At 68.2% G+C, this 10602-nt stretch carries 15 protein-coding genes; 11 read left to right on the top strand and 4 right to left on the bottom strand.

Features of this window, described 5'->3' with window-relative positions; genetic code table 11:
- Positions 1 to 81 precede the first annotated feature (81 nt).
- Both IP83_RS18560 and IP83_RS18555 read right to left on the bottom strand, forming a co-directional pair.
- On the bottom strand, positions 82 to 2616 hold the full coding sequence (locus tag IP83_RS18560; protein WP_054123722.1) for an ABC transporter permease: 2535 nt from the start codon (positions 2614 to 2616) through the stop codon (positions 82 to 84).
- 163 nt (positions 2617 to 2779) lie between these two features.
- The gene (locus IP83_RS18555) at positions 2780 to 3478 is read right to left on the bottom strand and encodes an ABC transporter ATP-binding protein (RefSeq protein ID WP_054123721.1); all 699 of its coding nucleotides are present in this window, start codon (positions 3476 to 3478) and stop codon (positions 2780 to 2782) included.
- Between the two features lie 205 nt (positions 3479 to 3683).
- Between IP83_RS18555 and IP83_RS18550 the strand changes: the two genes are divergently transcribed.
- Complete coding sequence (locus IP83_RS18550; protein WP_054123720.1) at positions 3684 to 4367, top strand: arylesterase; 684 nt, start codon at positions 3684 to 3686, stop codon at positions 4365 to 4367.
- Positions 4368 to 4487: 120 nt separating this feature from the next.
- Here the strand turns inward: IP83_RS18550 and recF are convergent, their stop codons facing one another.
- On the bottom strand, positions 4488 to 5561 hold the full coding sequence (recF, locus tag IP83_RS18545) for a DNA replication/repair protein RecF (RefSeq protein WP_054123719.1): 1074 nt from the start codon (positions 5559 to 5561) through the stop codon (positions 4488 to 4490).
- An 83-nt stretch (positions 5562 to 5644) separates the two neighbouring features.
- Between recF and IP83_RS18540 the strand changes: the two genes are divergently transcribed.
- A complete protein-coding gene (locus IP83_RS18540) occupies positions 5645 to 6082 on the top strand; it encodes a VOC family protein (RefSeq protein WP_197274449.1) in 438 nt (145 codons plus the stop codon).
- Positions 6083 to 6202: 120 nt separating this feature from the next.
- On the opposite strand, the gene pspF is transcribed toward IP83_RS18540, so the two are convergent.
- Positions 6203 to 7243 carry a phage shock protein operon transcriptional activator gene (pspF, locus tag IP83_RS18535; protein ID WP_054123718.1) on the bottom strand — a complete coding sequence of 347 codons (1041 nt, stop codon included), beginning with the start codon at positions 7241 to 7243 and terminating at the stop codon, positions 6203 to 6205.
- A 185-nt stretch (positions 7244 to 7428) separates the two neighbouring features.
- Between pspF and IP83_RS20765 the strand changes: the two genes are divergently transcribed.
- The 9 genes from IP83_RS20765 to IP83_RS18495 are packed head-to-tail and all read left to right on the top strand — an operon-like array spanning position 7429 to position 10539.
- Positions 7429 to 7593 (top strand): hypothetical protein, encoded by a 165-nt coding sequence (locus IP83_RS20765; protein WP_171955305.1) that lies wholly within the window; start codon positions 7429 to 7431, stop codon positions 7591 to 7593.
- Entirely contained in the window at positions 7593 to 8408 is an 816-nt protein-coding gene (gene pspA, locus IP83_RS18530; RefSeq protein ID WP_082364844.1) for a phage shock protein PspA, read from the top strand. The genes IP83_RS20765 and pspA overlap by 1 nt, the downstream gene beginning before the upstream one ends.
- 3 nt (positions 8409 to 8411) lie before the next feature.
- Positions 8412 to 8720: an envelope stress response membrane protein PspB gene (gene pspB / locus IP83_RS18525; protein ID WP_054123717.1), complete on the top strand. Its 309-nt coding sequence runs from the start codon at positions 8412 to 8414 to the stop codon at positions 8718 to 8720.
- The gene (gene pspC / locus IP83_RS18520) at positions 8717 to 9100 is read left to right on the top strand and encodes an envelope stress response membrane protein PspC (RefSeq protein WP_054123716.1); all 384 of its coding nucleotides are present in this window, start codon (positions 8717 to 8719) and stop codon (positions 9098 to 9100) included. The genes pspB and pspC overlap by 4 nt, the downstream gene beginning before the upstream one ends.
- A 27-nt stretch (positions 9101 to 9127) precedes the next feature.
- Positions 9128 to 9403: a hypothetical protein gene (locus tag IP83_RS18515; RefSeq protein ID WP_054123715.1), complete on the top strand. Its 276-nt coding sequence runs from the start codon at positions 9128 to 9130 to the stop codon at positions 9401 to 9403.
- Entirely contained in the window at positions 9403 to 9738 is a 336-nt protein-coding gene (locus IP83_RS18510) for a hypothetical protein (RefSeq protein WP_054123714.1), read from the top strand. The genes IP83_RS18515 and IP83_RS18510 overlap by 1 nt, the downstream gene beginning before the upstream one ends.
- Complete coding sequence (locus tag IP83_RS18505; protein WP_054123713.1) at positions 9735 to 10019, top strand: hypothetical protein; 285 nt, start codon at positions 9735 to 9737, stop codon at positions 10017 to 10019. Before IP83_RS18510 ends, IP83_RS18505 begins: the two co-directional genes overlap by 4 nt.
- A gap of 25 nt (positions 10020 to 10044) precedes the next feature.
- Positions 10045 to 10293, top strand: a complete 249-nt coding sequence (locus IP83_RS18500) for a hypothetical protein (RefSeq protein ID WP_054123712.1) — start codon at positions 10045 to 10047, stop codon at positions 10291 to 10293.
- A gap of 21 nt (positions 10294 to 10314) precedes the next feature.
- Positions 10315 to 10539, top strand: coding sequence for a hypothetical protein (locus tag IP83_RS18495; RefSeq protein ID WP_054123711.1), 225 nt, complete (start codon positions 10315 to 10317; stop codon positions 10537 to 10539).
- Positions 10540 to 10602: the final 63 nt, after the last annotated feature.

The raw sequence follows: 10602 nt of genomic DNA, 5'->3' as shown, positions 1-10602 counted from the left end.
GGGGGGGGGGGGGCCTCGGCCTCTCTGGCAAACGTGGCGCACCCCCACCCGGCCTCCCCCGACCGGGGGAGGGGAAGCAGATCACAAGGCCCGCAGCGCCTCGGCCGGCCGCGTCCGCAGCACCGAAAGCGAGCCCAGCACCGCCAGCACCATCACCAGCGCCACGCCGCCGCTCAGCACCGCGAACACGCGGCCCCAGTCCGGCGCCCAGTCAAACTCGAACAGTTCCACGATCACCAGCCACGCCGTCCCGCCGCCCAGCGCCAGCGCCACTAGCGCCAGCACGGCGCACAGCAGTGCATATTCCGCCGCCAGCAGCGCCAGCAATTGCCCCCGGCTCGCGCCCAGCACGCGCAGGATCACGCTGTCATACTGCCGCGCTGCCCGCGCCGCCGCGATGGCGCCCGCCAACACGGCCAGCCCCGCCAGCACAGCCACCCCCGCCGCCGCGAAGATCGCCGTGCCGACTTGACCCAGCAGCGTACGCGCCTGCCCCAGCACCGGCCCCACTTCGATCACCGAGCTTTCCGGCAGCGCCTTGACCAGCCCCGAAAGGATCGCGCGGCGTACCGCATCGCGCTTTTCGGGCGCGGCCAGCGTAATCGTCGCGGCGTAGGTATGCGGCGCGTCCTCGAGCGCATTGGGGCTGAACACCAGTGCGTAGTTGAACCCGAACGAGGACCAGTCGATCCGCCGCAGCGACGCCACCCGCGCCTCGCGCTCGGTTCCCAGCAGGCTGATCCGCAGCTTGTCACCCACCTTGAGGCCAATCGCCCCCGCCTGATCCGCATCGACCGAGACCAGCGGCTCGCCCTTGTAATCCTTCGGCCACCAGCGCCCCGCGGTCAGCGTGTTGCCCGGCGGCACCTCGTCCGCATAAGTGAGCCCCCGGTCGCCGCGCAGCAGCCAGGTCTCGTCGGGCACCGCCTTCAAGGTGGCGACATCGGTCATCGCACCCTCCGGCCCATAGGCGAGCACCGTCCCGCGCATGGCCGGCACCATCCGCACCGCCGCGCCGGGCGCCTCGCGCCGGACCAGCGCCTTGAACGTCTCCGCGCCCGCGCCCCTCGGCACATCGAGCACGAAGTAATCTGGCGCCCGCTCCGGCACGCGCTTGGCAATGTTCGCGTCGATCGAGGTCTGCACCGCCGCCAGCAGCACGAAGGCCGCCAGCGCAAAGCCGAGCGCCACCACCAGCGCCGATGTCTGCGCGCCCGGCCGGTGCAGGTTCCCCAGCGCCATCCGCGCCAACGGTCGCGACGGGCGAGGCAGCCGCGCGGCGCCCCATGAAAGCGCCCGCCCGATCAGCGCCAGCAGCGCAAACACCGCCGCCGCACCGCCGAGGAACCCCGCTGCAAGCCAAGGCTGCGGTGAGGTCAGCACGGCGAGGGCGGCAATGCCCGTGAGCCCGAGCCCGACCGGCAATACCCACAGCGGCACTTGCCATAAGTTCTTCGGCCATCCTCCGCCAACCGGCGCCACCCGCGCGCGCAGCAGGGCCATCGCCGGCACCCGCCGCGCTTCCAGCAAGGGCGGCGCGGCAAAGGTCAGCGCGATCAGCAGGCCATAGGCGCCCGCCACCGCCAGTGTACCCACATCCACGGTAAAGCCCGGCGGAATCGGCAGCAGCCCCTCCAACGCGCGCGCCAGCAGTGGCGTGATGCCAACCCCCAGCGCCAGCCCCAAGGCAATAGCCGCCAAGGCCGCCGCCGCAATCTGCAGCAGGAAGATCCGCACCACGTCGCCCGAACTGGCGCCAAGGATCTTCAACGTCGCAATGCTCGCCCGCCGCATTTCGAGATACGAGGAAACGCCCCCCGCGATCCCGATGCCCGCAATCCCCAGCGCCGCCAGCGCCACCAGCACCAGAAACCGCCCCATCCGCTCGACGAACCGGTCCAGCCCCGGCGAGGCCTTGTCGCGCGTCTTCACCTGAAAGCCCGAATTGACGAACCGCGCCTTGAACGCATCCGCCAGCGCCGCCGCATCGGCCTCCTTGGGCAGGCGCAGGCGGTACTTCCATCGCGCCATCGAGCCGACCTGCACCAGCCCCGAAGCCTTCAGCGCCGCTTCGCTCACGATCACCGTCGGCCCCAGCGCAAAGCCTTCAGAAAGCCGGTCCGGCTCGCCCGCGATCACCCCGCCGATCACCAGGTCAGCGTCGCCGACGCGCAAGTGATCCCCGGCTTTCACCCCCAGCCGGTCGGCCACGCCGGGGTCGATCCACGCGGTCATCCCCTTGGGCGCACCCGCTACGCGCCCGCCGTTCACCTTGAATTGCCCGTAGAGCGGCCACCGTGCATCGACGGCCTTGAGCTCCACCGGCGCGGCATCGTCACCCCGCCGCGCCATCGCCTGCAGCCGTGTTCCCTGCGAGACCGTGCCCAGCGCCTGCATCGCCGCCAGCTCGTCCGCCGCCGCCTCACGCCCCGCCAGCGTCAGCTCAAGATCGCCGCCCAGCATCGCTTGCCCGCGCGCCGCCAGTTCGCGCCCGATCCCGCCTGTCAGCGTGCCGATTGCAGAAAGCGCTGCCGTCCCCAGCACAAGGCACACGATCAGCAGCCTGAGGCCGCGAAACCGCCAGTCAAGCCCCCGCCGCGCGAGAGTCCAGGCCATAGCCCACCGGTTCACAGGAACCACCCTTCGCCACAAACCCCGTCCACCCTGAGCTTGTCGAAGGGCTGTTCTTGTTCTTGGCCGACACGCCGCGCAGCCAGAAAGAGCGGTCCTTCGACAAGCTCAGGACGGACGGGCAAGAGGGCAAGGGGCCTGACGAAGCTCACGCCGCGCTGTCCGAAACGATCCGCCCGTCCTCCAGCCGCACGATCCGCCCGCAGCGCCTGGCCAGGGCCTCGTCATGCGTCACCATGATCAGGGTCGCGCCCGCGTCCGAAACTTGCGTCAGCAGCAAGTCCGCCACCGCCTCGCCATTGGCATGGTCGAGATTGCCCGTCGGCTCGTCGGCAAACACCAGCGCCGGACGCGGCGCCAGCGCGCGGGCAATCGCCACGCGCTGCTGCTCGCCGCCCGAAAGCTGCGCCGGATAGTGCCCCAGCCGGTGCCCGAGGCCGACCGCTTCCAGCGCCGCCTTTGCCTGCGGCGCCGCATGGCGCTCCCCCGCCAGCTCCAGCGGCGTCGCCACGTTTTCCAGCGCGGTCATCGTCGGCAGCAGGTGGAACGCCTGCAGCACCACCCCGATCCGCCCCCGCCGCGCCGCCGCCAGCGCATCTTCCGAAAGGCCCATGAAGTCCTGTCCCGCAACCGTCAGCGTACCCCCGCCGGCGCGCTCCAGCCCCGCCAGCACCGCCAGCAGCGAGCTCTTGCCCGAACCCGAAGGCCCCAGCAGCGCGAGCCGCTCGCCCGCTTCCACCCTCAGGCTCACTCCGCGCAGCACGTCCACCCGCGCCTCGCCCTGACCAAGGCTGAGCGTGATATGGCGGGCATCGATAAGGGGCGAAGCGGGGGAGGGGCTTGTCACCTGTCGACATTGGCATAGATCAGTTGCATGGTGCAACCTGATCTAAGGCGCACCCCCATTTCCGTTCGTCCCGAGCGAAGTCGAGGGACAAACGGCCGAGCGCAGCCGAGGCCCCACGCAAGTTCTCGGCTTCGCTCGAACAGGTCCCTCGACTTCGCTCGGGACGAACGGGTAGGTGGAACTGTTTCTTATGCCGGGGACTCAAATGCGCCGCCTTCTGCCCCTCATCGTTCTTGCTCTCGCCGCCTGCTCGCAGAGCGCGCCAGCCCCCGAAGCCCCGAAAGCGCAGGCCAGCACCGCCCCCGCCATCCCGGCAGACGCCCCCGTCATCCTCGCCTTCGGTGACAGCCTCTACGCCGGCTACCGCCTCGCTCCCGGCGAAGGCTATCCGCCTCGCCTCGAAGCCGCGCTCAATGCGAGTGGCGTGAAGGCCCGCGTCGTCAATGCCGGCGTCTCGGGCGATACCACCGCCGCCGCGCGCGAGCGCCTCGCCTTCACGCTCGACAACCAGAGGCGCAAGCCCGCACTCGTCATGGTCGGCCTCGGCGGCAACGACATGCTGCGCGGCCTCCCCCCCGCCGAAACCCGCGCCAATCTCGATGCCATCCTCACCGAACTCGACAAGCGCCAGATCCCCGCGCTGCTCACCGGCATGCTCGCCGCGCCCAACATGGGGAAGGACTATGTCGCTGCCTTCAACCCGATCTACCCCGCGCTCGCCGCCAAGCACAAAGCGCCGCTGGTGCCGTTCTTCCTGCAAGCGGTGATCGGCAACGACAAACTGATGCTGGACGACCACGTCCACCCCAATCCGGCGGGTGTGGACAAGATCGTCGCGGCCACCAAGGACGAAGTGGCCAAGGCGCTCAAGGCGACGACGGAGCGATAGGGCCCACTCTGACCATCTCCACATAAACTTCGTCATTGCGAGCGTAGCGAAGCAATCCAGAGCGCCGCGCACTACCGCCCTGGATTGCTTCGCTACGCTCGCAATGACGACCCGTAGGATCTACCCCCGCGCCACCGCCCCATCCGCCACGCGCCACACCGCCGCATCCGCCCCCAGCGGTTCGAACGGCGCCAGTTCCGTCCCCGTCATCCACACTTGCGCCCCGGCCTCGCCCAGCCGCTCGTAAAGCGCGGCCCTGCGCAGCGGATCAAGATGCGCGGCAATCTCGTCGAGCAGCAGCACTTGCGGCCGCGCTCCCTTGGTCAGCGCGGCATGGGCGAGCACGATCGAAATCAGCATCGCCTTCTGCTCACCGGTCGAACAATCCGCTGCCGGTGCGTCCTTGCTTTCCATCCTGACGCCCAGATCATCGCGGTGCGGCCCGACGAGCGTACGCCCCGCCGCCCGGTCCCGCCGCCGGCCTTCCCGTAGCGCCCCTCGCAGCGCATCGACTTCCACCGGCCCGCCCGCCACATAGGCCAGGCCCGGCCGCGCAAACGGCGCCTCGGGCAGGTCCGCCAGTGTCTCCGTCAGCCCCGCGATCAGCGCCATCCGCGCCCGCGCCAGCTCCGCCCCCGCTTCGGCCAGACCCGCCTCGATCCCGTCGAGCCACAGCGGATCGGGCTCGCCCGGCGCCTCCAGCAAACGGCCCCGCTCCCGCAGCGCCATTTCATAGCGGCTCGCGGCCCGCGCATGCCCCGGCTCCACCGCGAGCACCAGCCGATCGAGAAACCGCCGCCGCGCCGAGGCGCCTTCGGCAAAGAGCCGGTCCATCGCCGGGGTGAGCCACGTGATCGAAAGCCATTCGCCCAGCCGCGCCGCCGGACCATCCGCGCCGTTGATGCGCACAGTCCGCCGCCCCGGTGCCGCCGGAGACGTGGAGGTCGCCAGCAAGACCGCGCCGTCCTCCAGTTCCGCCGCCACCGCAAAGCTGCCGTCCCCGCCGCGCCCCGCCACTTCCGCCGGCTGCGCCCGCCGCAGGCCCCGCCCGGGCGAAAGCAGGCTGATCGCCTCCAGCACATTGGTCTTGCCCGCGCCGTTCTCCCCGATCAGCACATTGAACCGCGCCGTCCCCTCCAGCCGCGTCGCGGCATGGTTGCGAAAATCGCGCAAGGTGAGGCGGGTGAGCGTCATCGGTTCGCGGCGTTAGAGCTTTTGCGCGCGCGGTGCAAAGCTGCCCGATTGACAAGACCCCGTGCCAAACGGAAACTCACCCCATGCGCTTCCTCCTCCCGATTGCTGCCGCGCTCCTGCTCAGCGCCAACGGCCCGGCACCGAGGCTCCCGATGAACCCCGTCGTCCACTTCGAAATCCCCGTCACCGATATCGACCGCGCCGTCCGCTTCTACGAGGCCGTGTTCGAGACGAAGCTCGCCCGTCAGGACGTCGATGGCTATGCCATGGCCTTCTTCCCCCGCGCCGATGGCAAGCCCGGCGCCAGCGGCGCGCTCGCCAAGGGCGATGTCTATGTGCCCACCAAGTCGGGCGCGATCCTCTATTTCGATGTGCCGAGCATCGACCCGGTCCTCGCCCGCGCCACGGCCAATGGCGGCAAGGTGCTCTATCCCAAAAAGGACATCGGCGAGGCTGGCTTCGTCGCCGAGATCGAAGACAGCGAAGGCAACCGCATCGCGCTGAGCGCGCCTGCGGACTGAATCCCGCGCCGAGACATCCCCGCTAAACCAACACTTCGTCATTGCGAGCGAAGCGAAGCAATCCAGAGGGTCGTGCTCATCCGCTCTGGATTGCTTCGCTTCGCTCGCAATGACGAGAATCTACGCCACTTCCCCCCGCTCCAGCAGCCCGTGCTTCCTCAGGCAATGCCGCAGCTGGTCATAGGTCAGCCCCAGCGCCTTCGCCGTCTGCCGCTGGTTATACCGGTTGCGCCCGAGATGGTGCTCCAGAATGGCCCGCTCGTGTGCATCGACCGCGCTGCGCAGGTCCGCCACCGCGTCGAAATCGCTGGCGACCGCCGCCGGGGCAGGGCGGTCCACCGCTGCCGAACGCGCCGGCACCGGCGCCCCCATCAGGGCAGCAGGCCGCCACGGGCTTTCGAACGGATCGAACTGGATATGCCCGATCGCGCGGCCCGGATCATCCCAGCGATAGACCGCGCGTTCCACCACGTTGCGCAGCTCGCGCACGTTGCCGGGCCAGGCATACTTGTCCATCTGCTCGCTGACGTGCGCGGCGAACCCCGGCCACGCAGGCCAGCCCAGTTCCGCCGCCATGCGCCGCCCGTAGTAGTCCGCCAGCACCGCCACATCGCCCTCGCGCACGCGCAGCGGGGGGAGGGTGATCACCTCGAAGCTCAGCCGGTCGAGCAGGTCGGGGCGAAAGCGGCCTTCCTCTGCCATTCGCGGCAGGTTCTCGTTGGTCGCCGCGACGATGCGCACGTCCACCGTGATCGGCTTGTTCGCCCCGATCCGCGCCACTTCGCCATATTCCACCGCGCGCAGCAGCCGTTCCTGCGCGCCCATCGAAAGCGTGCCCAGTTCGTCGAGGAACAAGGTGCCGCCGTTGGCTTCCTCAAACCGCCCCGCCCGTGCCCGCGTCGCCCCGGTAAAGGCGCCCGCCTCGTGGCCGAACAGCTCCGCCTCGATCAGCGTTTCGGGGAGCGCCGCGCAATTCATCGTCACCAGCGGTTCCTGCCACCGCGTCGAGAGGCGGTGGAGGCGTTCGGCGATCAGTTCCTTGCCCGTCCCGCGCTCGCCGATCACCAGCACCGGGCGGCGCATCGGCGCGGCTCGGCTGGCGCGCTCCACGGCATCCAGAAACGCGCTCGACTGGCCGATGAACTGGACTTCGCGATCCATGGGGAACCCCACCCTTGTGAACGCGCCTAGGAGTAGCAGAATTTCCCAAACCTAGGCAAGAATTCCCATATAAGCATTTCCGCCGATCCGCCGAAACCGCGCATTTTGCGCGCTTCACGCGAATTGGCACGCCTCCTGCATAGCATGGTGCATACCCGGCAACGGGATCTGACAGGAGACTACCGATGTACACTGCCCGCTTCTTCTCGACCCAGCTCGGCCGCGCGGCGCTGATCAGCATCGCTGCAATGTTGGCGCTCAACGTCGCCGTCGCTACCCGCCCGGTTTCGGCCGCTGCCACCCCCTCGGTCGTCGCTTCGAGCGCCGCGATCACGGGTGAGCTCGCCTGATGGGCGCCGATACGCCCGTTCGGCCTTCTGCCGGCGGGCGCCCGCAATCCCGTTTCGAAATCGAGCTTGGTGCGCTACGCCAGCACGACAACGAGACCTCACGGCCATTCACGCCTTTTGCCACCGGAGCCAACCTGATGGGCATCTTCTCCCGCACCCGCGACATCATCGCCGCCAACTTCAACGACCTGCTCGACAAGGCGGATGACCCGGCCAAGATGATCCGCATGATCATCATGGAGATGGAGGAAACCCTCGTCGAAGTGCGCGCCTCGGCCGCCCGCACCATCGCCGATCAGAAGGAGATGGCCCGCCACGTCGCCAAGCTCGAGAGGCTCCAGGCCGATTGGGCGGACAAGGCCCAGCTCGCTCTTTCGAAGGGCCGCGAGGACCTCGCCCGCGCCGCGCTGGTCGAAAAGAACAAGGCCGCGGACATGGGCGCCCAGCTGCGCAGCGAGATCGCCATTCTCGACGACTCGATGCGTGCCTACGAGGCCGACATCGAAAAGCTGCAGACGCGCCTGCGCGAAGCCCGCAGCCGCCAGACCGCGATCGCCGCGCGCCTCGAAAGCGCCGAGAACCGCGTCCGCCTGCGCACCTTGATGACCAACGAGCGCGTCGACGAGGCACTCGCCCGCTTCGACCAGCTCGAACGCCGCGTCGACTATGCCGAAGGCCGCGCCGATGCGCTCAGCCTTGCCGATGGCCAGCCCGCCAGCCTTGCGGACGAGATCGCCGCGCTCGCCGGGCAGGACAAGGTCGACGAGGAACTCGAAGCGATGAAGCGCGCGCTCGGTGAGAAGAAGGAGGGCTGACCGATGGAAGACATCGTCGTTCCGCTGATCGCGATGGTCTCGCTGTTCATCGCCTTCCCCTGGGTCGTGCTCCACTACATCACCAAGTGGAAGACCGCCGCCACGCTCACCTCGGGGGACGAAGCGCTGCTGGAGGAACTCTACCAGCTCGCCCGCCGGCTCGATGAGCGCATGGATACCGTCGAGCGCCTCGTCGCTGCCGACAATCCCGAATTCCGTCCCGCCCGCCTTCTGCCCGATCGCGACGAGGACAACCAGAAACTGCGCGAGCTCGACCGCATGCTCGCCGCACAGAGGGGGACTTCCAAATGAGCAACCAGCTGCCCCAGCGCACCAAGTTCTATCGCGACAAGGTCAATGGCAAGTTCATGGGCGTCTGCTCGGGGATTGCCGACTACACCGGGATCGATGTCCTCTGGGTCCGCCTCGGTTTCATCGTCCTCGCCTTCTCGATGGGCTGGCCCTTCCTGATCTACTTCGCGCTGGGCTTCCTCGCTGAAAAGAAGCCGGCCCGGCTCTACGCAGACCGCGAAGAGCAGAAGTTCTGGCAGGGCGTGCGTCAGTCGCCCTCCCGCACGGCCCGCGAAGTGCGCTCGTCGTTCCGCGACATTGATCGCCGCCTCGCCGAGGTCGAGCAGTTCTACGTATCGGGCAACCCGCGCCTCTCCGCCGAAATCGAAAAGCTCCGGTAAGCGCCGGATCACCTTGGGGGAACTCCAATGGACAACGGTACAATCGCGCTGATGATCCCGGTCCTCGCGCTCCTCATCCCGATCATCGCGATCTGGACCAAGCACCAGCGCAAGCTCGAGGAAATCCGCGCCTCCACGCTCACCGAAAGCGCCAATCAGATTGGGGCGCAGGCCGCCGCCAGGGCGCAGGCGCTGGAGGAACGGGTCCGTGTCCTCGAAGCCATCGTCACCGACAAGAGCTACGATGTCGCCAGCCAGATCGAGGCGCTTCGCGGCGAAGCGATCGAGCACAGGAGGAACTGATGGGCCCTGAAGAACTCTCGAAACTGGGCGAACTCATGCCGCTGGTCGGCACCGTCACCATCGCCGGCGTGGTCGGCTGGGTCCTCACCACCTGGATGCGCGTCCGCCATGGCTACCCGCTGGATGGTGCATGGGGGCAGGCGGTCTATCCCAAGACCGCATCCGAGGAACTGGAGCGGATCAAGCTGCTCAGCCAGGAAAACGCGCAGCTGCGCGCCGAACTCGGCTCGGTCAAGGACCGCCTCGCCAATGTCGAGCGCATCGTCACCGACAGCGGCTATCATCTGACGCACGAGATCGAGGCCCTTCGCGGCCAGGGGAGCACCAAGCAATGAACGCCGCCGAAGCCATTGCCTTTGCCGCGCTGATGATCGGGCTCATCTCGATCTTCGGAGTCGCCGCCGATGTCTACAAGCGCCGCCTTGCCTTCAAGGAGCGCAAGCTAGAACTCGCCGCCAAGGAAAGCGCCGATCAGGCCGCCCACTTCGCCGCGCAGGCGCAGAAGCTCGAAGCCCGCGTCCGCGTGCTCGAACGCATCGCCACCGACCGCGAAGGGCAGGGCGCCGCCGCGCTCGCCGCCGAGATCGAAGACCTGCGCACCGCTGCCGCCAACTGAACCCCTTACCTTCAAGGACACTTTCATGAGCTTCTGGAGCGCCATTGTCGCGATTGTTGCGATCATTGCCTTCGCCAATATGCGCAGCGCCCGCTACCGCGCCGGGCTTGGCAGTCCGATTGCCGAAGCGATGGCTGCCCGCAATGCGAACCCTGCCCTTGAACGCGAAGTCATCGAACTCAGGAAGCGCGTCGAAGTGCTCGAACGCATCCTCACCGATGGCCACGATGCCAGCCGCCTCGCGCAGGATATCGAAGCCCTGCGCGAACATTGATCCCGCCGAAAGGAGCCTGACATGCCTTTCACAACTGCAGCCGTGCTCGCTTTCGCCGCCCTTGTCGGCCTCGCGATCCTCGCCCGCACCGCGCTCACCGCATGGAACGGCTGGCTAGATCTCCAGCGCACCCAGCTCGCCCGCCCTGCGGATGGCACCCACCACGCGCTTGGGCTGATCGACCTCAGCGACATCAAGGAACGCCTGCGCAAACTCGAAGCCATTGCCGCCGGCGTCGATCTCTGACGACTACGGTCCTCCCCATTTTTGTCCTGAGCTTGTCGAAGGGCACAAATGGGGAGGTGGCCC

The organism is Novosphingobium sp. AAP93, from assembly GCF_001296055.1.
In the GTDB taxonomy this organism is placed as follows: domain Bacteria; phylum Pseudomonadota; class Alphaproteobacteria; order Sphingomonadales; family Sphingomonadaceae; genus Novosphingobium.
Note: the sequence above shows the minus strand (reverse complement) of the source record. Positions and strands in the feature narration are given on the sequence as shown.

Excerpts from the sequence above, each read along its gene's own strand:
- IP83_RS18560 (WP_054123722.1), bottom strand. The coding sequence starts at position 2,616 with ATGGCCTGGACTCTCGCGCGGCGGGGGCTTGACTGGCGGTTTCGCGGC.
- IP83_RS18550 (WP_054123720.1), top strand. The coding sequence starts at position 3,684 with ATGCGCCGCCTTCTGCCCCTCATCGTTCTTGCTCTCGCCGCCTGCTCG.
- recF (WP_054123719.1), bottom strand. The coding sequence starts at position 5,561 with ATGACGCTCACCCGCCTCACCTTGCGCGATTTTCGCAACCATGCCGCG.
- IP83_RS18540 (WP_197274449.1), top strand. The coding sequence starts at position 5,645 with ATGCGCTTCCTCCTCCCGATTGCTGCCGCGCTCCTGCTCAGCGCCAAC.
- pspF (WP_054123718.1), bottom strand. The coding sequence starts at position 7,243 with ATGGATCGCGAAGTCCAGTTCATCGGCCAGTCGAGCGCGTTTCTGGAT.
- IP83_RS20765 (WP_171955305.1), top strand. The coding sequence starts at position 7,429 with ATGTACACTGCCCGCTTCTTCTCGACCCAGCTCGGCCGCGCGGCGCTG.
- pspA (WP_082364844.1), top strand. The coding sequence starts at position 7,593 with ATGGGCGCCGATACGCCCGTTCGGCCTTCTGCCGGCGGGCGCCCGCAA.
- pspB (WP_054123717.1), top strand. The coding sequence starts at position 8,412 with ATGGAAGACATCGTCGTTCCGCTGATCGCGATGGTCTCGCTGTTCATC.
- pspC (WP_054123716.1), top strand. The coding sequence starts at position 8,717 with ATGAGCAACCAGCTGCCCCAGCGCACCAAGTTCTATCGCGACAAGGTC.
- IP83_RS18515 (WP_054123715.1), top strand. The coding sequence starts at position 9,128 with ATGGACAACGGTACAATCGCGCTGATGATCCCGGTCCTCGCGCTCCTC.
- IP83_RS18510 (WP_054123714.1), top strand. The coding sequence starts at position 9,403 with ATGGGCCCTGAAGAACTCTCGAAACTGGGCGAACTCATGCCGCTGGTC.
- IP83_RS18505 (WP_054123713.1), top strand. The coding sequence starts at position 9,735 with ATGAACGCCGCCGAAGCCATTGCCTTTGCCGCGCTGATGATCGGGCTC.
- IP83_RS18500 (WP_054123712.1), top strand. The coding sequence starts at position 10,045 with ATGAGCTTCTGGAGCGCCATTGTCGCGATTGTTGCGATCATTGCCTTC.
- IP83_RS18495 (WP_054123711.1), top strand. The coding sequence starts at position 10,315 with ATGCCTTTCACAACTGCAGCCGTGCTCGCTTTCGCCGCCCTTGTCGGC.